The sequence below is a fragment of the Planococcus sp. MSAK28401 genome, from assembly GCF_018283455.1.
GTDB lineage: Bacteria > Bacillota > Bacilli > Bacillales_A > Planococcaceae > Planococcus > Planococcus alpniumensis.
This window is the reverse complement of record NZ_JAAMTH010000009.1, coordinates 129,485-150,674: the sequence shown is the minus strand read 5'-3', so window position 1 is coordinate 150,674 and position 21,190 is coordinate 129,485. Positions and strand designations below refer to the sequence as shown.

Below are 21,190 nucleotides of genomic sequence, written 5' to 3'. Positions count from 1 at the left end.
CAAAGTACGGAGAGGAGCAGTAAATGAAACAGATAAAGGATAATGAGCCGCCAGTTATTACCTACTTTTTTACTCAGTCAAAAGATATCCATGAGGAAAATGGTAAACTTTTCATTACGCTGTTTATCCGATTGACTCGAGAATTTACTCAAACTGTCGGTTCGGAATTATACAAGAAAACCGAAACCGTTTGGGTTAATATCGAAGAACTAAAACTGGAAAAGGCGACAAAGAAGATGCGAGCCTTGCCAAACCGTATTAATGTCTATAAAACTTCAAAGGAAGTTTTTCTGACACTCTATAAACTAGCTGCAACCTGTCCAGAAGAACTTTATTATGTAACACCTTTTTCATCTTGTAAGAGGACCTGATTAAAAAGCGAGTTTGTGGCCCTCAATAGTTGGTTGAGGAGTTAGTAATGAAAGGATCCGAGGAGGAAAAGAAATGATGATTAACGCAAAGGAACTGGCAAAGATGGGAAACGTGTCTAAACGCCGTCTGCAAACTTATGAAGACTTTATCAAAAGTTATAAGCAATACAAGGCCGAGAAAGAGAAATTGCCTATCGAAGTTAAATAAATACAGTGATAGGTAGGCGACAGCTTCATAGAAGAAAAACTCTTATTCTATCTTTTTTTAAAGTTGATGAATATTTATATCGCGCAAATAAATTATTAACTGTTGTGACGAAATTGAATGATAAGCGAGGAAGATAAAAAACGAAGACGCATAAAGCAGGCAAAGTGGCGAAGTTTGTTTAAGGAAGAAGGGAGCTGCAAATCATCGTAAATAACAGCGATATAAAGAAATTAACAAACGAGGAAATCTACTTTATTCTCTACTTGAAAAGAATTGAAGAGGTGTCCCTGCATCAATTAGAAGAACAATTTTCTCTCTGCAGAGATTCTGTTGAAAAAATAGTGAAGGGCAAATCTCGAAAGAAATGCTACATGGGTTATATGGAAATAGAAAAATACCTTAGAAAAACAGCATGATGCGTAAACATCTGCTTAAAAGTTAGAGAAGAGAAGCAAGCATATTGCTTTTCAGGAAGATAAGAAATTTAATCTTCTTGGACTTAGTATTTGAGGCGTCTGTCTAGTCTATACCAACTCATTAAAAACCTCCTATCCATTAAAAACCCCATAGCAGCTAATTTTCAGTAGTTGAAAGAAGGACCGCTCTTAAAAAGAATTTTGCTTAATGACATGGAAGTCTATTCGTTAAAAGCTTGGCAAATTTGATTGAAGGAGCAAGGCTGGCATACTGTAAGCTAGGGGAATTATATTACTGTACATGAACTCCTAATTCCTTTAGTATGTAAATTGGTTGAAAACTCCTTAACTTAATATTTACTACCTATTTTGGTAAAATGCTGGAGACTTTAGTGCTCCTCGCAAAGCCGCAAAGAATCTACAGATTCTTTGCGGCTTTTTTTATAGCAAGCGATAACAGATATAGAAGCATTCCAAGAGAAATGGAGAAGTGAACAAAGTGAAACCAATCGAAACCGCAGCTCGGCAAGTAGGTCATCTTTTGGACATGGAACAGGAGTCGGGCGTGGAGAAATACAGGTTTAGCAAACAAAGAACTATTGAGATCGGAGAGGAAGATGTAGCATACCCTCGTCTTTTTGATCTGTCGGTTTCATTTGAACGGTATCAGAATAATGGGCTTGCGAGAAACCGGGCAGAACTTTATCTCCGGAAAGAAGAGTATGAGAAATTCCTGTTCTTGCTAATCCGGCATAAGCATTCGTTGCCGACCGATTATCGGCAGTGGCAGGAAGAGAAAGCAAGTGTTGTCTGTATGCACCTGGAAGCAATTGAACCGCCGGAATTTTTTGCGGCCCGGCTTGCAGAAACGTTCCAAGGTTTTACTGACTGACAATTAATTAACCGTATAAAGAGAGGGAAAGCTGCATGCAGAGAAAGTCGTCACCTCCACTACCTTTCTACTATTACTTTTCACGTGTCAAAAAGACCCACATTGAAAACGGGAAAGCCTTCATCACTTTTTTTGCCCGTTTGACCATCAAGACTCCCCGATATACCGAATACGTCTGGGCGGAGATCGAGGAAATAGTCTGGAACCAGGCTGGTCAACGGCTGCAAAAGGTGCCGAATGGCATGTACACCTATCAGATTCCCGAAAATGTGTTCCGCGAATTGGAACGGCTGTCCCAAAAGCAACAGAAATCACTCTATTCTTTGACTCCGCTGTATCAAACGGCTACGTTCAAACGCCTGGAATAATGGCGGTAATATCGGTCTGGCACTTGGATTTTGCCTATTCTTTCTTTACAGACAGGAGAATCGCATTGAAATTAGAAAGCATAAAAGATCTTCTCAAAACTATTTGCGAATACAATACCGTCAACATCAAACAAACCTTCACCAAAACAGAAACGGATTGGATTGAAGTCAGATGCCAACCCAATACCCGATTCCTGGAATTAACGTATGTTCAGACAAAGACAATTAAATGCTATGAATCAATCGACGAGGCAGCTACTATCATAGACGAATATATAAATGGTCACGCTGATGATAGGTAGAGGTCATCGCTAAATTTCAATACATCACCGCAAGAAACGACAAGAAGAAAGCAGGGAACTCGTTAGCGTACGAAAAGACTTTCCTGTGTTTCCTATCTATTCATCTCTCATTCCCGTATACTGAACCAAATTCAGGAAAACGAATTCGTTTAAAGGAGCTCATGATATGACAAACGATCAAACGATCCAACAGGAAGTGGAAAATTACATCTCTTCTTTTCTGGCCCAGCAATTTGGCGAAAGTCCCCATTCTGTGAATGTTGCCATGCGCGCTCCTTTTATCGCAATCCATCTTCTCGGGTTATCAATTCCGAGTGAAAAGCTCCTTTTAAAAAGAAACAAAGCAAAGCGAGTGACTGAAACAAGAGATATCATGATAAATGGTATCAAGTCTAAATTGATGGAAGCGCTGACAAACATAACGGGATTTGACGTTCTGGAAATTTATGCAGACTGGAATCTGGAAAAACAAAGTGGCATGCTGATCGCCGTACTGGACGCAGAAGTGGATCAAGTCTCACTGGAAAGTCCGACAGATGTGAACGTGGAGGCTTTGCAAGAGAAAATCATCGTTATGAGTAAAAAAACGCAGAAAGAACCCGACTTTATCGCCGTTTATTGGCTGAATGACGACACGATTCTGGTTGAACGAAGAGGCACCATGGTAGATATTGAAAAAGAATTGATCAAAAATGGCGTTACAGAAGAACTGCGGTTAGCCAAGCGGCCGCTTGAACACCGCGTAATGGAGTTCATGCAGCTGGAACCGATATTTAATCGGGACATCAACGGATTGTTCGTTGATTGGAATTTTGAAGAAGACAAGGCTTATATGGTTTTCATTTTAAATCCGCAGGTTGAATAAAAGAGAAGCGGTTTTTGAAGCAGAAGGGGGCGTAGAAATGGCCAAGGGGAAAACATACGAATCCGAAATCAGCGGCTATATCTCAACCACACTGCGAAAGCATTTTGGAAAAGGACCGACGTCGGTCTATGTTACCATCAAGCATCCATTTATCACCATCCATTTCCGGGGCTTCTTAGCGCCTATGGAGAAGTTGCAGATCAAGCAGGAAGAAAGTAAACGGGTACTGGCGACAAGGGACATAGTCATGCTTGATCTGAAACCAGAAATCCTTCAGGGGCTTCGAGAAGTGGCTGAGATTGAGTTGAAAGAGCTTTACGCCGATTGGAATCTCACCAAAGAAACCGGAATGATCATCGGCGTGATGAACGAAGAAACGACAGAAGACACGGAAAACTGGCCGGACAATGTCAACCCAGAAGTCGTTCGGAAGAAGATCGATGAAGCAAGCAGACATGCGGAGAAAACACCCGATCGAACGGACATCTACTGGTTGAATGAACGAACAATATTGGTTCGTCGTTCCGGCATCTTGGTACGGATTGAAAAAGAACTGATAAAGAACGGATTTATCGAAGCATTGAAGCTGTCCAAGCGGCCGTTGGAACACGAGCTGTTGGAAGAAGTCGGATTAGAGCAGGCTTTGAACCGGACCACCAGCGAAATTTTTCTGGATTGGGATTTTGAAAAAGATGTAAGTTATATTGTCTTGTTGTTGGAGCCGAAAGAGCGATAAACGAAAGAATGGTTATTTCGGTTAACATGCGATCCATTATCAGAAGTGAATTAAATATAAAAGGAGGGAGGACGGGCTTCGACCAGCGGCTGCTCTCCCTTTTCTCTTTAAACCGTCCTTCTCAAGGATACATTAAAAAGGATACACTGCTGTAGTTTTACTACATCTATACATAGAATAATTTAAGAATTTAAGTAGAGAAAAGAACGCGGTACTAAAGCTAAGAGAAGAATAATGCATGAACTTAATCTGTTAAATGAAAAGAGGGAGATGAATGAAGCTAAAATAAAAAGACATGCCATCTTTTGTGTCTCAAGACAGGTTAATTGTCAGCATGTTAGCTCTAGAACCAAAAGACCGTGTTTGTCAAAAGCCAGCAGGGAGGAAAACGATGGAGAAAACACCAAAGGAGAAAAGGGGATTTTATGCAGGGGTGAAAAACTCTTTTATTCTCGTGCTGCCTGTATCTGCAGTACTTTACGTATTTGTAAATTCGGAAAGCGATAGAATGCGCACGACCTTGATTATTCTTTCTCTATTTATTGCCATCGAACTCTTCTCAAATACGAACCAAAAGAGGGGCAAAGAATAAGCAATTCTTTTTCTGTCGGGACTTCTTGGCGGGGGTATCTTTCTCGCTTTCACGCTTTGGCTGGTGATTTCTTCTTCCTGAAGAAATAGAGACAATTGCTTTATTTAAGACCTAAAAAGATAAAATGTTTAGAAAGTTATGTCTTTCGAAGTGTTTTAGAAATAATTAGGCTATAATGAGTATATAATTCGCTTTCATTAATAGGAATATTTGGTGTGAAAAGCTTAAATTTTCATTTGATCTTCTATTCGAATATATACACAAGCAAAAAACAACGTTATTTTTACAAACGAAGATAAAGTGAATAAAGAAGGGAGAAATGAAAATGAGACACACCCATCTAACAATTCCTCTAAAGTCAACTAGCTATTTTTTTCTTAAATCCAAAGATGTACATATTGAAAACGGATTAGCCTTTATTACTTTATTTGCTCGTTTGACTCGGGAAAACACTTTAATTCACGAAGGAAAAAAACGAATCCATATAGAGACGGCGTGGGCGGAGATAGAAGAATTTCAGTTGGAACATGCATCTGAAAAAGTGAAAAGCTTGCCCAATTGTATGCAGCGGTATGAACTAACTGAACATGTCTTTCGCGGTTTGTATCATTTATCTAAAGAATCTCCAAAAGATCTTTTTTTTATCACACCTTATCATCATAAGTCTAGCCGACAAAACTTCTTGTCTTATCAAGAATTGAATCGGGTATCCCCATTCCATTAATGGATTCTAAGAATATAGAAATGGATCGTTACGACATATTATAAGATAAAGATGAAGCACGACTTTAAGCTACGTCTTTTCCTTGTTCCATTGGATTGATGAATATAATGGTAACAGTCAGAATTACTTTCTCTAAATAGCGTGTACTCAAAAAAGGAAGACAACCAGCTAGGGACTAGCTGGTTGTCTTCCTTTTTCGTTCCATCTTTCATCAGGCATCAACACTTAGAAGGTTGAAGAAAAATAAAAGAGGCTGCATATGGCTTCTACAGTTTTAAATGATTCAAGACATGTAGCAGTTCTGATCAATTCTTAATGAATTCCAGGTTCTGCAGTTTCATTGCTTGCACCAAGGTGCTGTAGACTTCAATTTTTCCAAAGTTGATGCCTAATTGAATGGCTGTCTGTGCAATATCCGGACTGACGCCGGCCAAGGCTGTTTTGACACCGATTAGTCGTAGCCCATCAATAAGTTGGAAGATTTGGTGAGCCACCATCGTGTCGATGATGGGGACTCCCGATAAGTCAATGAACAATCGTTCGAGACGGTAGCCGGCACTTTGTTCCAATGCTTTTTCAAAAAGAATTTGCGCCCGATACGTATTAATTTCCCCGACCAATGGCAGCAGACCGGTATCTTTAGTGAGTAGGATAATCGGAGCGCTCATTTCGACAATCAATTCTTGTTGGGCGTTCAATCTTTTTTCAGCTGCGATGGCCGTCTGGGTTGTGAATTCCAGAAGAAGGTCATTGATGGTCGCCGTAATTCCCTGACTCCAGGCAATGAGCTGTTCCTTGGAGACCCGTTCTCCTTGAATGGAAGCAAATTCCTCGATCAGCTGAAGGTACTGTTTCTGGGTTTGGAAAAAGTCTTGCAACATGGCAGTCGTCGGTGTGGACAAGCGGTCTTCATCTCTTGCGGTACGGACAATCCACCCTTGAAAATCTTCTAGGAATTCCTCGTACTCCTTGCTGAACATCGAACAGAAACGATCATGAAATTCAGCATTTTGCTGCTTCAGCTTTTCAATTACGTTTGGGTTCATGGAGCTGTAGATGCCCCCTTGCTTTTTATCCAATGCCTGATACCACTGCTCGGTCAGTCCCGTGTTTTTCTCGCAGAGAAAATCATGAAGTTCTTTATTGCGTAACATTGTGTTCTTTCCCTTCATTATTAAGTATCTTTTATATTTCTTAGCCAATGTAGATACAAGATAGAAACCATTGACAGATTGCCTCTGAAATGACTCATGTCTATACTATCTGATTTAGTAGATGTATGCACTCTTCTGTAATCTATGGAGAGAATTCTCTTGGATCAGAACGAAAAGAACCGCGTGTTGAAAACAAGGAATTTACTAATGTTAGAATTGGCAGGGGATCTTAAGAAGAATTTCTGGAAAGAAGCCGACCTGGATGTGCTGGAATTGTATGCAGATTGGAATTTGGAGGATGGTTCCGGCATGCTACTGGCTGTCTTGGAAGAACCAAAATCGCATAAATATAAATGGCCGGAGAAAGTGGATGAACCAGAGCTTCGGAAAGGAGTTATTCGTTTGAGCATTGTCGGGCAGAAAGAACCGGGAGAAACTAATTTTTATTGATTGAGTGATCGGATGCTGCTGATTGAACGGCTGGATATCTTCATTTTACTGGAGAAAGAACTGATCACGAGTGGTTTTTCTAAAACGTTGAAACTAGCGAAAAGGCAATTGGAATATATACTATTTATAGAATCGAACTTACCTGCTATCGTCAATCGCCCCTTGACCGGCGCTTACGTCGATTGGGATTTTGAAGATGACAAAGGCTCCGCTTTATTGACTTTTAAAAAATAGATATGCAGTTTTCTCCTGACCTGTGTATTCTCGCGAATTGTGTCAGGGGTTCTTTTATTATATCTATAATCAACAAGATTAATTTTACTCAAATATAATAGGATAGCTAAAGAACCAGTGTATTGTAGGGCGATATTGATTAGAATCAATTTATATGCAGCAAGTATGTAATTGGGGGGAGATAATTCGTAATTATTTCCTCTTTTGAAATAATAAATGTATGATAACAAGAGACCGCCAGTTTTTAGCCTCTTGTTTCATTCTCCTCGTTTGACGAATTGAACCAGAAGGCAGCCAATTTTAATCATACGATGGGAGAAATAAACAATATGCTAAAAAATCAAGAACTTCATGTCTTTTTTTGTGATAACGTCGAGCGCTTGACGGAAGAGTGGTACGCATCAGTAGATAAAACCCGGGAAGGGATGTATGCTTCAACCGATCCGGTGATGATTCAACGATTTAAAAGTCAGAACTTAGCCTTCCATAAACAGTTCTGTATGATATTCGATCCGGAAACTGAAGAATTATCCGAGGATTTTCAACAGTTTATTCGGAGTTTGGCGGTTGATGAAGGGCATCAGCGGACGCCCATTGAAGAAATCATTGAAGAGTTTTTCCGAACACAAAAACAGTATGCTGCATTGATTGAGGAGTTTGTCATTCATCATGCTACGGATGCTACGTTTCAGCAGTTGAGTGCTTGGAACCAAGGCGTAGTGGATGCAATCCATTCCATCATTCTGGAGTTCACAAAACAACATGCAAAAGCCTCCGTCAGTAGGTTAAATGCTCAACAAGAAATGATCGTGGAAATGAGTGCCCCAGTGATCACCTTAACGAATGAAATCGGCTTTTTGCCACTGGTAGGGGAAATCAGTACCTACCGGGCACAAGTCATTTTTGAAAAAACGCTGGACCAGTGCGCACAAAAACGATTGGAAAAGTTATTTATTGATTTGTCAGGAGTACCCATCATCGATACGATGGTGGCGCATCAAATCTTCCAGGTAATTAGCGGACTCAAACTTATTGGAGTCGAAACAGCTTTATCTGGAATCAGTCCCCAAATTGCACAGACCGCCATTCAATTGGGATTAAATTTCAATGATATTAACGTATATAACACATTAGAACAAGTCATAAAAATGGAAACTCAGAAGTCTTTTTAAGACCAACGGATTCTTTTTGAATTTCGTTTCATAAAACATACATAAGAACGGTTGCCATGCTTGAGACGTGGCAACCGTTCTTTTAATTTTATGAATCTGTCTTTCATCACGCAAATCAATTCATGCACGTCGCTCAATAAGAAAAGGAAGTTTAAAAGGTTGGCTAATAGACAAGACAAGTGATTTAGCCATGATTTGAAGTTAGCTGGCTTGAGTTTGCTCAAAAATTTCGGTCGACGCTTGTTCCACTGAAAGATACTGCTTTTTCTGTTGCGTTTTGCTAGACGTTATTTCTAAAACAAAGGTGTCTTTCAAACAGCGAACAGTTAAGCTCTCTCCTTGATTGACGACAAAGGAGTGCGTGATAGAAGAAGTGTTGAAATGACAGGAAATCTGTAAAAGGTTTTGAATGGTTTCTAATTGCATGATATTCCGTACTTCCGATTTTTGACTTGGTTGTTGATCACTAAAACTAAAGATAAGCTACTTCATTGTGTTACCCGTAACTAGTATGTTTAATCATATAATTGTCATTAGTTTCGATTTTCAGCACATATCTATTGATTATGTCAAGGCCGGTTTTTAATTTTCCCCATTATAGCCGGAATAAAATTCCCCACTTGAGCTAATTTGCAGGTGGGATAGCCGGATAAATTTCAGCCTTCTCTTTTCATACAGATAGCAGGAATTGCCTTTGATATAAAATGTCACTTAATGATGAAGTAAGAGATTAAGAATGGCCATGGCAAAGGCATTATCTTTTCGCTTCTAACCTATCCCAAAAAAAGAATCTCATCTCTCAGTTAATTATTCATAAGTTACGGATATACAAAAACTTGCTTTATTGAAACATAGATTGAAGTATATAAAAAATAGTAGAGCAAATATTAAGTAATGAAAGAAAGGTTAATTTAGACAGGAAAAATTAAATTCAGTGGGTAAAATATTATTTTAAATAAATAATTATTACGGTGGAGGAGTTTACCTTGTTTTCTAATGGGTATTTGGATTTAAGGAGGGCATCGCATGGCTACTGAAGAACAGATATTGAAAAGAATAAAATCTAAGGATAAGCAAGCCTTGGAATTAGTGGTGGAAAAGCATTACCTGTTGCTGTGGAAAATCTGCTAAAAGGTAAAAAATGACCCTCTAGTTTCTGAACGTCTAGTAACTGAAGTTTTCCAACAACTCTGGCATGAGCCCGAAAAATTTTCAGGAGACAAGAAGCTTTTGTTGCTGCTCATTTTATGTTGCAAAGAAAAAATAACAAAACTAGAAACTGAAAAGAGATTCTCTTTTTAAAAGATAAAAGTGATATGTAAAAGTAAATTTCGTACATAACTAACTGTTAACTTACTGATAAGTCTCTTGGATTAATATTAATTTTAGAAGAATAAACTGAAGAGAAAAATTATGAAGTGAAATTTTTCAAAGTTCGATAAAATTTATTCTCGAAAAAACCTCAAAGAGCGTAAAGTATCCTAGGGTAATGAGATATACTATGTATAGAACTTATTCATTCAAGAAATGGCAGCAAACATTGAGGGGGCATTTACTTGAGATTAGAAGAGGCCAAGAAAAAGTTGGCGGCTACATTGCCTGCTTTAAAAGGGATATCAAAAGAAGAAGAATTTGAGCATGATCGAGAAGATCCGGAACAACGCTTTGAAGAGCGAGAAATTCGAAAAGTGGCAGACCATTTGTATAGCTTAATTTATTCGGTTGAGTACCTTCAAAAACCGATTCAAGCTAGTGGAAGAATTATTAAACGATCGGATGGACGCTATGAAATCGAAGGCGCTGAAGATTACTTTACATCGGGCAGTCCCCTTGAAATCTGGGATGAATCAAAAGAAATATACGAACGAACACGAATTGAGCATGACGGTGAGGATTACTTTGCGGTAGGTATCAAACAACCTTTGGAGGGTCTACAAGCAAGATGTCGATAATATAAGCGACTCTTTCTGCAACAACAGCAATAAACTTAATGATTTAATCTGAAAAATAGCGAGAACCCATTTTCTTGGTCTTCAAGAGAATGGGTTTTTTGTGTGCTTATTTATAAAAGTAAGGATTCAGAACGATTATTGAGTGGTATTATAAGAACGTATGTTCTTTATTTTAAAAAGGAGGCGATAGCATGAAAACAACAAAACACACGAAACAAGTAGGGGCTGTCAGCGATCGAGGGTTAATTAAATGGCAAGGGATGCTGCTGACGGAGCATGTGAACTTATTAAAAGCCTGGTACGAAGAGGAAGAACACGTTCCAGAACCGAATTTGGACGAATTTGACTTACGGTTGCTTCAGGAAGACTTAGAGGTGGCAATGAAACGCAAAAGTATGGTGAAGCTTAAAACTTGGAAAGATAAAAGAGTCTACGAGCACATCGGAGTATTTGATTCCGTGGATAGTCATAGCCGTTGTGCATGTTACAGCGATAGCGATGGGAGGAAGCGTGTACCTATCGACGAAATTATCAGTGTAGAGCTATTAGATTAGAGAAAAGCGTTGAGCATCGCCGGGTGCTCCTATATAATAAATGTATAATCTTTTTTTACTTTATTTTAGCAAACCACTTTTGGTTTCGCTGGTGACGAATTCATTAAGCCTCTGGGCTGTTTGTGAAACATAGCTTTTTTAGCTATGACGATCAAACTTCCCAGGGGCTTTTTTGCGTTCAAAAAAAGGTTAAAACCATTAGGGAAGGGTGTGTTTTTAATGAATTATATCAAGGAAGCAAGAGAGGCAGTAACGACTTATGAGGCAACAGGAGGTATTCCATCAGTAGAATTGCAAAGCATTTTAGCTGTACTGATTGGACCCAAATCTACTCCAGAGTTAACAGGTAAACTAGCAGCATTCGGAATTAAAACGTTAGTTGATATGACTATTTCCGAATTGCAGGAGCTAGGACTTACCAAAGGTCAATCACAAACTGTTCACGCAGGTTGTCTAATGGCTCGTACATTAAAAAATACGAGCCGCAAAGAGAGCACTTTTTCTATTAGATCCCCTAAAGATGCAGCAATGTATATGATGGACGAGTTATCGGGTATCAATCAGGAGCATTTCGTAGCTTTGTACTTGAATACCAAAAACCAAGTGATTCATAAAGAGACCGTTTTTATTGGAGGGCTTAGTTCTGCAGTATGTGAACCACGCGATATTTTTCGCGCCGGCCTTAAACATTCTGCAGCCAATATAGTGCTCCTTCACACACATCCAAGCGGTAATTGCTATCCATCACCTCAAGATGTTGAAGTTACTAAGAGGTTAGTTGAATGCGGGGAGCTAATGGGAATATTGGTTCTCGATCATTGCATCATCGGCAATGGTAACTACACTAGCTTAAAAGAGAAAGGCTTCATGTGAATATAAGTATATTAAAGTACGAGACCAACCTTTAAACGAAGTGAGCAAACAGGGGAAATCCCATGCCGCTCCTTCCGTTTGAAGGTTTTTTATTTAAAAATCTACTATTGAGAGGAAGATTTATATGAGAAAAATTGCGAATGAGACACTACAAGTTAAAACGAATGAAATGATTTACCACCAAACGGAAGAACAATCATTTAAGGTCGTAGATTGGAGAATCGATAACCCTGATTTTATGGAGGCCGGAATCCTGAAGTTGCAAGATCTAAGAACCAATGAGGTATATGATTACGCTATTTGGCAAGGTGATGAAGATATGTCGAGTTACTATGTATGCCTAGACTCGGTGGATGATGATGAAGAGGACGAATACGATTCCATCCAGCTGGATGATTTCGGTATTCACGTCTTCACTTTTGAAGATTTGACACCATTTGCCCGATTATCAGCTGCTCAATTTTACGCAGAAGAGAAGCGGAGAGATGGACACCTTTATACTTTCCAGCGGGCATATCGCAAGCTATTGAAAGGTAAATCCGAACTCTTTGAATTTGATGGGAGACCAGCATGGTATGATTCTTGCTATATCCCATCCGGTGAGGAAATGTCTCAAGTATATTGAGTTATCGAGATTCATTAAGACGCAAGAATGATTCCCAAAATAATACAAAGGCTAGTGTTAATGTCTTGAGTAAGTAGTAAGAAAATGGTATATTGAAAATGAATTTAAAATACAAGGGAGCACCCCTCATTTCCTGCTGTTATGCAGATGTGAGGGGTGCTCCCTCTTTTTTTGGGGGCATATAAGCAAGGTGATACTAATGTCATCTTAAAATAATAATATTTAAGTCGATACTAATAAATGAGTCCATTAGGAGGAAAGACAATGCGCTATTACATAGAGACATACACAGAAAAAGGAACTGATTTTTTCTGCATCAAACCAACGACTAAAGATTTTGAGGAATATTTGTCTTATAAGCTAGAAAAATTTCCTCAATACATTGCTCCTATTACACATAAAAAATGGCTAGGTACAAAAATTTTACCAGAGCTAGTAACGACAAGATTTCCGGCATCCGAAAAACTACGGTTATTTGATCCGATTGAGGTCCCATACGGAAATATTACAAGCAAAAAAGAAAAGCAATTTTACCATAACACTTTAATGTCCCTATTGATGGAATGGCTTGCTGACTATGAAACCGAATTTCAAACGCATTGGAAAAACCTATCAATGTCTTATTAAAATATAAACAGTTGACGTTTAATAATATGATGTGATAACGTTATATTATTAATTTATAAGGAGGGGCGGCAATGGTTTCGCAGAAGTGGGAAAAGTCCGATGATTACTCTCAACTCGACAACCAGCAGATTGAAGAAATCACTCAATTATGGAAGTGCTATCTGAAGAACATTAAGAATGAGAAACCGCACAAGAAGTTTTCTTTGATTCTAAAAAGATTGCTACAGTTAGCCGATAGTCAGGGAGTAGTCTTTGGGACAATTAAAGAATTAGAACAAACAACCGATTCAACGCATTATATCCTATCGAAAAACTTTAATTTGTTGGCAAAGCATGGTCTATTATTTAGAAGGAATGGCATATTAGTTGTTAACGTTAAAGCCTTCGATAAAAATGGCCTAAAAAATGGAGCAAAGGACTTTTTTTCATGAAAAAACTCTCACTTTATTCGATGTTTCTTACAAATGCCTTAGAAAAAGAAGTTGCCGAGGCAAAGCAGCTGAAAAAAACTTACTTGTCAATTGATGTCGAGGAACTGGAACTTCTTTTAAGCGAAATGCGCTTTGCGGAGTTAACGCAGCGACTGGAGCAAACAGAAGAAGAGTATCCGTGCAATTCTTGTGGCTTGCTGACTCGCATAACACGATCAGAGCAATATGTAATTAAACCATATTCGGAAAATCTAGAAGTGAAATGCCTAAACTGTTTGATTGATACCTTAAAGAGTGATCAGCAAGAACTTGAACAACTAAAGGCAATTAACTGGTTCTTGAAAGAACATAACTTAGAGGAAGACTTCGATGTTTTCTTAAAAGAATTGAGTCATCGTGAAAATGATTAGCAGCTGCCAAACGGACTATTCAAGTCAAAGATTCCATACTAACCGGAATAACAGTGTACACTTTCCGAGATTCACTCAATCTTGCATCGAAGTTAACTCGGTCCCAAATGTTAATGAAGAACTATTATGAGTTCCATCCAGCAGAGAAGAGGGCAAAGGTTCTGTTGAAGGAACTCAAACATTTTAATATTTAAGTTTACGCTAAATACTAATTTAGCTAAAAATAAAAGTTGGAAAAGGAGTGATCAAATGAAGACTGTAACATTAAGGTTCAAACCAGTGCACATTCAGACAGTTGGAGACTCGCCGGACGAATTACTTCAGAACGCCAGAAACATTTTCAACGAACAAATGCATAGTGAACAGCTAGAAGTACATTCATATAGTGTAAGCGCTGCTGCACCGGCAAATATCGACACTGTTTATGCAGGCCAAGTTGTAGAAAGTCTTGATGGCGTGCCAGGAATCGTTTATGAAGTAAATAAACAGATGATTAATGTTTCCTTAGCAAATGGTCAGTTAGTAAGCGGTTCTCCCGTTTTGTTTAAACCTTCTGATTGTGCGTTTAAAAAAGTACGTAAAAGTCGTAATGCAGAAGACAAACAGCACGAGGTTTGGACGGCTGGTGTAGCTGGTTATATCATGACCGATTTTGGCCCCGCTCCTGTGATTATTGGAAAAGGTTTACGAGATAAAGTAATCGTTCATTTTGTTGGAGAAAAGAAGAGCAAGAAGCTCACAAGAGATGAAGCGGGGCGGTTTATTAGAGACGAACCTTATCATTTCACTTAATCACAAACTTAGCCCTGCCCCTACTTCTAAGCCACGATGTCTAATAGTGGGAGGAGAATTAAATGCCGATTTTTCGTGTTACTATGAATAACACTAAATCCAACGGAGATAAGTATGATCCGAATTCCAAGTATGGAATTAGTCATTATCATATCAGCAGCAAGACGATGATGGACGCCATTGCCCAAGCAGAAAAGGGCTTCGCAGGGAATTGCGAGGCGATTATAACCAAAGAATTAACTGATGGTGCATTCCTGATAGAAGATATGATTCCTCTGGAAAATTACGAATTGATGACTGCTGAAGACAGTCCTAGTGATACAATAATATATAGAAAAGATGGGAATATCCTTCATGTTCTGCTTCGAGGAAAAGACTTCAAAGAGCGAGGTTCAGCATTTTGGTATAACTTATCTGTAGTCGATTTAATACGCGGTGCGGGCCAACAGGAAGAACCTCCTGCCCTAAAGCTAATTGATCTTGAAAAGCTCAGTTTTGAAATATATAGAATCGTAAAAGAGCCCCGAATTCCCGCCATTTTCGAGGGTAAAATGGGACGCAAAAATTCGTAAGAGAGGGAGGAATGATTACTATGGAAGAACCGGAAAAGTATGCGGTGAATAGAGAAAAACTCAATGATTACGAAATAGCAAAGTTAAATGCAGCTTTTAAAAAAATTGATCGTGAAAAAATCGCCTTTATTACTGGTGATATTATTATCACCGAAGACAATAAGTCACATACATTTCAAGAATCTCTGTCTGAGACAGAAACTTTGGATATGATTCAAAAATGCCGTATTAAATCACTCTATCCAGTTGAAAGTTCTTTTGACTTTAAATGAAATGGACTTTCTACACGCTCCCCTACTTGTTTTGTAGAGGGAGTTTTTACTATATGTATGCGAATGGTAATATAAAGATGGATAGTTACTATAAGGTTTCTTGTTAGCCCTTTTACTATTTTGGAGGTAGTTAAATGTGATTTTACCTAATTTGAAATTATTACATTCAAATATGAAAAAACAACAAATTAAAAAAGCTAAATTTCAATCCAAGATCAACGGTATTATTTTTAATAATATTTTTTTTATTGATTCTATTCCTTATAAACTGGCAATCGGAGTAAGAGACAAAAACCTTTATTTCGAGATCCCAGTTAGTTCGGAGTTTACAATTCGTCCTTATCTTGGAGATAAATATGGAGAAATATGCAAAATACTTGGATTGAAATACGATAAGAATAACCCCTATAGTCCAAAAAAATTCTTTGAGAGTATTAATATAGGGATCCCTTCGAAAGTCTGCTTAAAGGATGTGCCATTGCCTCATGAAATAGCACCCTACCGCAGCCATGTTAACCAACCAGAAAAAATTTATTTTAAGGGATGGTGGGATAACGACCTAAGAGGTGAGAAAGTACAAGAGTCAAACTTAGAGAAAACACGTGCCTTATTAGATGAAGAAGCATATAAAATGTGTAAGAAACACAATATGAGTTCTCAATGGTCTGATAAGAGTACCGACGAAAAAATGGTTACATCATTCTGGAAAAATACTAAAAAGAAAACATAAGGAGGAAACCTTATTGGACAATTCTTTTCAAAAAAGACACTTTGCCTCCCGATATAACTACATGAGTACATGGCTTACCTATTCTCAATTATTTAACCGCAAGGCTTCTAAAGAAGAAATAATAGCTGATATACAGCGTTTCGAATTATCAGAAGCTTTAATTATTTTGGCTAAATTTTCCGTACTGGATGAAGAAGGAAAAAGAAAATTGATGGAGTATTTAGGTCCACAAATGAGGAATCAATTTTTTGTACGCAATACAGAACCAGTCGTCCTAATTACTGTGTTATATAGCTTCAAATGGTTTCTCGCTTATGGAACTGAAAATCCGAAGTATGCCTTCACTACTGGTCAATCAAAACTAGATAATTTGTTAACTACAATTTTAAAAATTGCTGATTTAATAGAGGCCGAAACCGATAATACTAATGATATCAATATTGAAGATCAAATTTTGAAAGCCTCTCTATTTAGTCTTCCTGGAGAAATGGATCAAGGAATAATTAGACAACATCTAATGTTCGAGGATATTGCTAGAAAAGCAGAAGACTCCAATAGCTACATCGACATCCACTCTATTTTTGAAAGAGAGTATGGTTATTCTATAAAACAATACGTCAGCACTGTCTTTTCATTAGAGCAACTTGTAGTACAGGGAGTAACATTAGAAAACCTTACGAGTTTTCGTCCATGGGGTATAAAGCCTTCGATGTACTTTAACGAATCTCAAATGAAGGATACTGCTTTAAAAATAACAGAAGAACTATCTACAAACATTGATTTACTAAGAAATTGGGCGAAAAAGACCCTCAATAATCCATATGATTATGAGCAATTACTGAAAACTCCTTTATTGAAGGTCAATGAATTTATAATTCCTATTTCGGATGCTTTTATCCAACAAGCCTTATTTGATGGGCTTTATTTTAAAATCGATACGGCTTGCAAAAATAATAAAAAGGATTTCCCCCAATTTTTCGGTGAAATTTTCGAGAAATATGTTCAAAGAGTTTTACAGTCATCTGTTGGAGAATCCGAAAAACTTAACTATCAGTATATAAATGAATTTTTACTCAAAGATAAAACAAATGATTGGTCGTCCGATGCTTTTGTTAAACTTGGAAAGTCCTTATTGATAGTAGAGTGCAAAAGCGGGAGAATACTAAAAGAAACAAAAGTATCTGCAGATCGAAAAAAAGGAAATGATAAATTCAAAATATACGCTTCAGAAGCAATAAGACAAGCCAATGATGCATATAAAGCTGCACTCCAGCATAAGTCAGGGAAGTTTGAGCAAGTAGAACAAGTCACAATTATTTCAGTTTCGATGCAGTCCTTTCCTAAATTACCATCGTACAATCAAATGCTCGAACAGTTAAAACTTGAATTACACTCTCATGTAAAAATTATAGATTATGTAGGTTTGTCGGACTTAGAAATTCTTGCTTCAGTAATAAGTCAGAATGATTCCTCTGTTTTTAGTTATATCGAGTCAAAAAAGGCTAATAACGAATACCTTTCCTATTACGAATTTCATAGCGAATTCCATACAAATGAACTAACAAAATTTTTTAACGAAGTTCTCAATACAGCGAACGCAGCTATTACAGAGACATTTTTTGGTCCTCCTTAATATGCGCTAAAATTCTATTTAGCGTAAAGTTTGACCATCTTTGACCATAATGAATTAGCAAGGAAGTGATTTAATGCCCGCTCCAACACGAAAAACCATCATTGCCGAACAGCATATTGAAAAAGCCATTCAAGATATGCCTTTTTACGTTGTCGAGTATGTCCGAGCAAAGAAACGGGCTTCCCTCTCCCCTCGCACATTGAGCGGCTATCTGCACGATTTTAAACGCTTCTTCGACTGGTTAAGACAAGAAGGCTTTACAGTTGCTGATAGCAATGCAGCTATCCCCTTTAGCGTCCTGGAGTCCCTTAAAAAGAAAGATATTGAAATGTTTATCGAAATGCTAATGGAAGAGAAGATTCAAAAACGCGAAAACGTATATGTGACTAGATCCAGAGAAAGCACGACACGCTTTATCCAATCATTAAAATCATTATTTAATTACCTCACCCAAGAAAGTGAAGACGATGAGGGCGAGTGTTACTTTTACCGTAACGTTATGTCCAAAATTAAGTCTCCCAAAAGCACGGAATCTGCCGCTACCCGCTCCAAACGAATCAGTGCCAATATGTTAAATGGTAACGAACGTGAGGAATTTTTAGAGTTTGTGCGGACCGATTACGTGAAATCACTTACCTCACGCCAAGCAGCAAGGTTTGAGCATAATCGACTTCGCGATATCGCCATCCTCTCTCTCCTGCTCGGGAGCGGCGCTCGTGTCGACGAAACAGCCGGGTTGCTGGTCACTGATCTGGACATGGTACATGGTGATATACGGGCCCTCCGTAAAGGGAACAAACTCGATACCATCAGCATTACCGAAAGTGCCATGACCGATATCAAAAACTATTTAGCGGAGCGGGAAACATTGTATAAACCGGAACCGAAGAATCACTTTTTGTTTTTGACTAAATATCGCGGCACAGCAAACCCCATTACCGTTGAAACGATTGAAAAAATCGTAAAGAAATACACGATGGCATTTACGAACGGGAGACAAATGAGTCCGCACAAAATGCGCCACTCTTTTGCAAAAGGGTTTTTAGACAGCGGCGGCTCACTTATCGCCCTTCGAGACCAATTAGGACATAATTCAATTGAAACTACAGCTTTGTATACTAACCTCTCTCAAGAGGAACAACGGGCTATTTTAAGACGAATGAATAGCACGAAATCTGAAAATATAGAATGAGGAGAAAGGGCAATCCGTATAGGTTGCCCTTTCTCCTCATTACTGATTAACATAATATCTTTCTTGTTACTATTCTAGACATAAGTAAATTATAGATATGCTATTTTTCAACTTGAGTATTATCCTAACGAACAAGCATACTCAATTCATCATTAACCCTTTCCTTCCGTAGAGGTTTTTTAATGTATTGATCGGGTCTAATATCATCTCTTTTTACCCATGTAGTCCCCCTCTTTTCAGCCTTATCACGAGGGTAATGTTTATCATACTTTGCTTGAAGAATAGGGTTACGCGTTGTTATCAATTCAGCTTCTTTCTTTTTTCTATCGGTTTCATTTAAGATGTTGTCTTCTATGATTTCTATTGATATTTTAATACCCTTTTCTTTCATTACAGATGGACTTATACCCCAAAGCAATTCTCCTTCTTCATTTAATTTTTTCATATGCTGTATAAATCGAACTCCCATTTGGCGACTCTCTCCAATAGCTACTGGTATACGGGCGCCACTAGCTATTATTTCATAACTTATCATATATACTCCTGAAACTTCTTTTGTGCCATTACCCTTTAAGTGCTTTCTAACGTAATCACTAACATTTGTATGTTCTCGGATAAAGAATTCCCCATTACCTTCTTCATACCATTTATAAGTTTCTTTCAGTTCAGACCTCATTGTAATAATCATCCCTTCTCTTCTTAATATGAAATTAGAAACACGTTTTCTTCTCTATCAACCACTAATTCGATTAGAGAAATTATCGAGTTAAGATGATTTCGGCAGCTTTTAACCGAATCGATTCCTCTTTACTCTCAAGCAATTCTTCGACTACTTGCAAAGCACGTTTCTCTATTTCAGGTATCTGCTGACTAGGACCACCTTGTAAGATTTGCTCTACAATTTCATAGTGTTTGGTTACATCAGCGACCGCACGTGGATACCTAAGTGAACCTTTAAGAGCTTCTGGTAAATCATTGCGTAAATATGGTTTTTTCTCAAAATACCAGGAAACGTTACGTTGGTGAGGATAACCTGAAACTTCAGGAATATCTTTATCTAATGCAGAAACATAAATATAATCGGAGGCGATTTCACCGATATAAATATCTTTTTTATTACTCGATGGAACAATTACAATATCGCCCACTGACATTTCGTTCACTAAAATGTTGACATTGCTGAGGCCTTCTTCCCAACCTTTTTCCTGTAACAAAGTACGTATTTCTTCGTAATCTGCATCAGCTAAGTCCATTCCTAATGGATAGCCTACTGCGACGATATTTTCTTTTAAAAACGTTTCCAAATGATCACCAAAATGTGGAAGGGGGCGAACTAGCCAGATTTTTTTCTTCATAACGATTCATCTCCTCATTTCATAATTTGTTGCTCATTGTTAACTATGATAATATTAGCATTAAAATTACTTACAATCAAATAATAAGCACTCATGAAAGAATGAGGGTTTTGTATTGAGTATTTTAGTAACGATAAAACGATTTATAACTATTATGGATACTTACTTTTTCCCTTCCCACAAAAAAAGACACGACAATAAAACTTTCGTGTCTTTGCATGTAGAGCTTCAAAAATAACTTCCTGTACCATATTTTACAATCACTACGAAAAAATAGAATCGCTCAAAGCTTTGATAAACTATTATTTTTTATAACAACCGTTGCGAATATTCAAAATTAGCTATAATATACGTAACTTAACTTAGAGGAGATAGAACATGGAAAGCACAGGAATTCTTAGAAAAGTAGACCACCTCGGACGCATCATAACCCCCATTGATATAAGGAGAACACTTGGCATGGCCGCTGGAGAACCAATTGAAATCTTTTTAGAGGATGACCGAATCATTATAAGGAAATATGAGATAGAAAAAGCGTGTGCGATTACCGGAGAAATTACGGAGGAGAACTTTGAATATGTGGACGGACTTTGCCTAAGCCCCAAAGGAGCAGCTATCCTTCTTGAAGAAATACAAAACGCACTGAAAAAGTAAAGCGCTCTTTACAAAAGCGTACCCGGCTAATTAA

The 21,190-nt window shown here is 38.0% G+C and carries 29 protein-coding genes; 25 read left to right on the top strand and 4 right to left on the bottom strand.

The annotated features are described in order from the left end of the window. The first annotated feature begins 23 nt into the window (after positions 1-23). From G3255_RS19545 to G3255_RS19515, 8 genes are all read left to right on the top strand, one after another. On the top strand, positions 24-371 hold the full coding sequence (locus G3255_RS19545) for a hypothetical protein (protein WP_249222410.1): 348 nt from the start codon (positions 24-26) through the stop codon (positions 369-371). Positions 372-444: 73 nt separating this feature from the next. Beyond that, entirely contained in the window at positions 445-579 is a 135-nt protein-coding gene (locus G3255_RS20280) for a hypothetical protein (RefSeq protein WP_283092954.1), read from the top strand. Between the two features lie 915 nt (positions 580-1,494). Further along, a complete protein-coding gene (locus G3255_RS19540) occupies positions 1,495-1,887 on the top strand; it encodes a hypothetical protein (protein WP_211656272.1) in 393 nt (130 codons plus the stop codon). Positions 1,888-1,922: 35 nt separating this feature from the next. After that, the gene (locus tag G3255_RS19535; RefSeq protein WP_211656271.1) at positions 1,923-2,255 is read left to right on the top strand and encodes a hypothetical protein; all 333 of its coding nucleotides are present in this window, start codon (positions 1,923-1,925) and stop codon (positions 2,253-2,255) included. Positions 2,256-2,723: 468 nt separating this feature from the next. Continuing rightward, complete coding sequence (locus G3255_RS19530; protein WP_211656270.1) at positions 2,724-3,422, top strand: Na-translocating system protein MpsC family protein; 699 nt, start codon at positions 2,724-2,726, stop codon at positions 3,420-3,422. Between the two features lie 37 nt (positions 3,423-3,459). After that, entirely contained in the window at positions 3,460-4,158 is a 699-nt protein-coding gene (locus tag G3255_RS19525; protein ID WP_211656269.1) for a Na-translocating system protein MpsC family protein, read from the top strand. 391 nt (positions 4,159-4,549) lie between these two features. Then, positions 4,550-4,750: a hypothetical protein gene (locus G3255_RS19520; protein WP_211656268.1), complete on the top strand. Its 201-nt coding sequence runs from the start codon at positions 4,550-4,552 to the stop codon at positions 4,748-4,750. 325 nt (positions 4,751-5,075) lie between these two features. Next, complete coding sequence (locus tag G3255_RS19515) at positions 5,076-5,474, top strand: hypothetical protein (protein WP_211656267.1); 399 nt, start codon at positions 5,076-5,078, stop codon at positions 5,472-5,474. Positions 5,475-5,779: 305 nt separating this feature from the next. On the opposite strand, the gene G3255_RS19510 is transcribed toward G3255_RS19515, so the two are convergent. Next, a complete protein-coding gene (locus G3255_RS19510) occupies positions 5,780-6,628 on the bottom strand; it encodes an STAS domain-containing protein (protein ID WP_211656266.1) in 849 nt (282 codons plus the stop codon). A gap of 144 nt (positions 6,629-6,772) precedes the next feature. On the opposite strand from G3255_RS19510, the gene G3255_RS19505 reads away from it, so the two are divergent. From G3255_RS19505 to G3255_RS20275, 3 genes are all read left to right on the top strand, one after another. Beyond that, positions 6,773-7,078, top strand: a complete 306-nt coding sequence (locus tag G3255_RS19505; protein ID WP_249222409.1) for a Na-translocating system protein MpsC family protein — start codon at positions 6,773-6,775, stop codon at positions 7,076-7,078. A 12-nt stretch (positions 7,079-7,090) separates the two neighbouring features. Next, on the top strand, positions 7,091-7,312 hold the full coding sequence (locus tag G3255_RS19500; RefSeq protein ID WP_211656264.1) for a hypothetical protein: 222 nt from the start codon (positions 7,091-7,093) through the stop codon (positions 7,310-7,312). 329 nt (positions 7,313-7,641) lie between these two features. Continuing rightward, positions 7,642-8,484, top strand: a complete 843-nt coding sequence (locus G3255_RS20275) for an STAS domain-containing protein (RefSeq protein ID WP_211656263.1) — start codon at positions 7,642-7,644, stop codon at positions 8,482-8,484. Positions 8,485-8,685: 201 nt separating this feature from the next. Here G3255_RS20275 and G3255_RS19490 read toward each other — a convergent pair whose 3' ends face one another. After that, entirely contained in the window at positions 8,686-8,910 is a 225-nt protein-coding gene (locus G3255_RS19490) for a hypothetical protein (RefSeq protein WP_211656262.1), read from the bottom strand. 1,130 nt (positions 8,911-10,040) lie between these two features. Here G3255_RS19490 and G3255_RS19485 point away from each other — a divergent pair. From G3255_RS19485 to xerS, 13 genes are all read left to right on the top strand, one after another. After that, entirely contained in the window at positions 10,041-10,436 is a 396-nt protein-coding gene (locus G3255_RS19485; RefSeq protein ID WP_211656261.1) for a DUF5348 domain-containing protein, read from the top strand. Positions 10,437-10,627: 191 nt separating this feature from the next. Further along, positions 10,628-10,990: a YolD-like family protein gene (locus G3255_RS19480; protein ID WP_211656260.1), complete on the top strand. Its 363-nt coding sequence runs from the start codon at positions 10,628-10,630 to the stop codon at positions 10,988-10,990. A 219-nt stretch (positions 10,991-11,209) separates the two neighbouring features. After that, the gene (gene radC / locus G3255_RS19475) at positions 11,210-11,863 is read left to right on the top strand and encodes a RadC family protein (RefSeq protein WP_249222408.1); all 654 of its coding nucleotides are present in this window, start codon (positions 11,210-11,212) and stop codon (positions 11,861-11,863) included. A 124-nt stretch (positions 11,864-11,987) separates the two neighbouring features. Beyond that, the gene (locus tag G3255_RS19470; protein WP_211656259.1) at positions 11,988-12,488 is read left to right on the top strand and encodes a hypothetical protein; all 501 of its coding nucleotides are present in this window, start codon (positions 11,988-11,990) and stop codon (positions 12,486-12,488) included. A gap of 264 nt (positions 12,489-12,752) precedes the next feature. Continuing rightward, positions 12,753-13,115, top strand: a complete 363-nt coding sequence (locus G3255_RS19465; RefSeq protein ID WP_211656258.1) for a hypothetical protein — start codon at positions 12,753-12,755, stop codon at positions 13,113-13,115. A 71-nt stretch (positions 13,116-13,186) separates the two neighbouring features. Then, positions 13,187-13,546, top strand: a complete 360-nt coding sequence (locus G3255_RS19460; protein ID WP_211656257.1) for a hypothetical protein — start codon at positions 13,187-13,189, stop codon at positions 13,544-13,546. After that, positions 13,543-13,956 carry a hypothetical protein gene (locus tag G3255_RS19455; protein WP_211656256.1) on the top strand — a complete coding sequence of 138 codons (414 nt, stop codon included), beginning with the start codon at positions 13,543-13,545 and terminating at the stop codon, positions 13,954-13,956. Before G3255_RS19460 ends, G3255_RS19455 begins: the two co-directional genes overlap by 4 nt. 249 nt (positions 13,957-14,205) lie before the next feature. Beyond that, on the top strand, positions 14,206-14,748 hold the full coding sequence (locus G3255_RS19450; RefSeq protein WP_211656255.1) for a hypothetical protein: 543 nt from the start codon (positions 14,206-14,208) through the stop codon (positions 14,746-14,748). A 62-nt stretch (positions 14,749-14,810) separates the two neighbouring features. Then, the gene (locus tag G3255_RS19445; protein WP_211656254.1) at positions 14,811-15,320 is read left to right on the top strand and encodes a hypothetical protein; all 510 of its coding nucleotides are present in this window, start codon (positions 14,811-14,813) and stop codon (positions 15,318-15,320) included. A gap of 20 nt (positions 15,321-15,340) precedes the next feature. Next, positions 15,341-15,592: a hypothetical protein gene (locus G3255_RS19440; RefSeq protein ID WP_211656253.1), complete on the top strand. Its 252-nt coding sequence runs from the start codon at positions 15,341-15,343 to the stop codon at positions 15,590-15,592. 136 nt (positions 15,593-15,728) lie between these two features. Next, positions 15,729-16,322 (top strand): DUF6037 family protein, encoded by a 594-nt coding sequence (locus G3255_RS19435; RefSeq protein WP_211656252.1) that lies wholly within the window; start codon positions 15,729-15,731, stop codon positions 16,320-16,322. Between the two features lie 13 nt (positions 16,323-16,335). After that, positions 16,336-17,955: a hypothetical protein gene (locus tag G3255_RS19430; RefSeq protein WP_211656251.1), complete on the top strand. Its 1,620-nt coding sequence runs from the start codon at positions 16,336-16,338 to the stop codon at positions 17,953-17,955. A gap of 73 nt (positions 17,956-18,028) precedes the next feature. Beyond that, positions 18,029-19,147, top strand: coding sequence for a tyrosine recombinase XerS (gene xerS / locus G3255_RS19425; protein ID WP_211656250.1), 1,119 nt, complete (start codon positions 18,029-18,031; stop codon positions 19,145-19,147). 124 nt (positions 19,148-19,271) lie between these two features. On the opposite strand, the gene G3255_RS19420 is transcribed toward xerS, so the two are convergent. Continuing rightward, complete coding sequence (locus tag G3255_RS19420; RefSeq protein ID WP_211656249.1) at positions 19,272-19,835, bottom strand: hypothetical protein; 564 nt, start codon at positions 19,833-19,835, stop codon at positions 19,272-19,274. 70 nt (positions 19,836-19,905) lie between these two features. Next, complete coding sequence (locus G3255_RS19415) at positions 19,906-20,502, bottom strand: restriction endonuclease (protein ID WP_211656248.1); 597 nt, start codon at positions 20,500-20,502, stop codon at positions 19,906-19,908. Between the two features lie 378 nt (positions 20,503-20,880). Here G3255_RS19415 and G3255_RS19410 point away from each other — a divergent pair, with 378 nt between their 5' ends. Next, entirely contained in the window at positions 20,881-21,156 is a 276-nt protein-coding gene (locus G3255_RS19410) for an AbrB/MazE/SpoVT family DNA-binding domain-containing protein (protein ID WP_211656247.1), read from the top strand. Positions 21,157-21,190 lie beyond the last annotated feature (34 nt).

Excerpts from the sequence above, each read along its gene's own strand:
- G3255_RS19470 (WP_211656259.1), top strand. The coding sequence starts at position 11,988 with ATGAGAAAAATTGCGAATGAGACACTACAAGTTAAAACGAATGAAATG.
- G3255_RS19535 (WP_211656271.1), top strand. The coding sequence starts at position 1,923 with ATGCAGAGAAAGTCGTCACCTCCACTACCTTTCTACTATTACTTTTCA.
- G3255_RS20280 (WP_283092954.1), top strand. The coding sequence starts at position 445 with ATGATGATTAACGCAAAGGAACTGGCAAAGATGGGAAACGTGTCTAAA.
- G3255_RS19445 (WP_211656254.1), top strand. The coding sequence starts at position 14,811 with ATGCCGATTTTTCGTGTTACTATGAATAACACTAAATCCAACGGAGAT.
- G3255_RS19505 (WP_249222409.1), top strand. The coding sequence starts at position 6,773 with ATGGAGAGAATTCTCTTGGATCAGAACGAAAAGAACCGCGTGTTGAAA.
- G3255_RS19525 (WP_211656269.1), top strand. The coding sequence starts at position 3,460 with ATGGCCAAGGGGAAAACATACGAATCCGAAATCAGCGGCTATATCTCA.
- radC (WP_249222408.1), top strand. The coding sequence starts at position 11,210 with ATGAATTATATCAAGGAAGCAAGAGAGGCAGTAACGACTTATGAGGCA.
- G3255_RS19500 (WP_211656264.1), top strand. The coding sequence starts at position 7,091 with ATGCTGCTGATTGAACGGCTGGATATCTTCATTTTACTGGAGAAAGAA.
- G3255_RS19415 (WP_211656248.1), bottom strand. The coding sequence starts at position 20,502 with ATGAAGAAAAAAATCTGGCTAGTTCGCCCCCTTCCACATTTTGGTGAT.
- G3255_RS19510 (WP_211656266.1), bottom strand. The coding sequence starts at position 6,628 with ATGTTACGCAATAAAGAACTTCATGATTTTCTCTGCGAGAAAAACACG.
- G3255_RS19490 (WP_211656262.1), bottom strand. The coding sequence starts at position 8,910 with ATGCAATTAGAAACCATTCAAAACCTTTTACAGATTTCCTGTCATTTC.
- G3255_RS19460 (WP_211656257.1), top strand. The coding sequence starts at position 13,187 with ATGGTTTCGCAGAAGTGGGAAAAGTCCGATGATTACTCTCAACTCGAC.
- G3255_RS19440 (WP_211656253.1), top strand. The coding sequence starts at position 15,341 with ATGGAAGAACCGGAAAAGTATGCGGTGAATAGAGAAAAACTCAATGAT.
- G3255_RS19420 (WP_211656249.1), bottom strand. The coding sequence starts at position 19,835 with ATGATTATTACAATGAGGTCTGAACTGAAAGAAACTTATAAATGGTAT.
- G3255_RS20275 (WP_211656263.1), top strand. The coding sequence starts at position 7,642 with ATGCTAAAAAATCAAGAACTTCATGTCTTTTTTTGTGATAACGTCGAG.
- G3255_RS19450 (WP_211656255.1), top strand. The coding sequence starts at position 14,206 with ATGAAGACTGTAACATTAAGGTTCAAACCAGTGCACATTCAGACAGTT.
- G3255_RS19515 (WP_211656267.1), top strand. The coding sequence starts at position 5,076 with ATGAGACACACCCATCTAACAATTCCTCTAAAGTCAACTAGCTATTTT.
- G3255_RS19520 (WP_211656268.1), top strand. The coding sequence starts at position 4,550 with ATGGAGAAAACACCAAAGGAGAAAAGGGGATTTTATGCAGGGGTGAAA.
- G3255_RS19480 (WP_211656260.1), top strand. The coding sequence starts at position 10,628 with ATGAAAACAACAAAACACACGAAACAAGTAGGGGCTGTCAGCGATCGA.
- xerS (WP_211656250.1), top strand. The coding sequence starts at position 18,029 with ATGCCCGCTCCAACACGAAAAACCATCATTGCCGAACAGCATATTGAA.
- G3255_RS19465 (WP_211656258.1), top strand. The coding sequence starts at position 12,753 with ATGCGCTATTACATAGAGACATACACAGAAAAAGGAACTGATTTTTTC.
- G3255_RS19530 (WP_211656270.1), top strand. The coding sequence starts at position 2,724 with ATGACAAACGATCAAACGATCCAACAGGAAGTGGAAAATTACATCTCT.
- G3255_RS19410 (WP_211656247.1), top strand. The coding sequence starts at position 20,881 with ATGGAAAGCACAGGAATTCTTAGAAAAGTAGACCACCTCGGACGCATC.
- G3255_RS19455 (WP_211656256.1), top strand. The coding sequence starts at position 13,543 with ATGAAAAAACTCTCACTTTATTCGATGTTTCTTACAAATGCCTTAGAA.
- G3255_RS19545 (WP_249222410.1), top strand. The coding sequence starts at position 24 with ATGAAACAGATAAAGGATAATGAGCCGCCAGTTATTACCTACTTTTTT.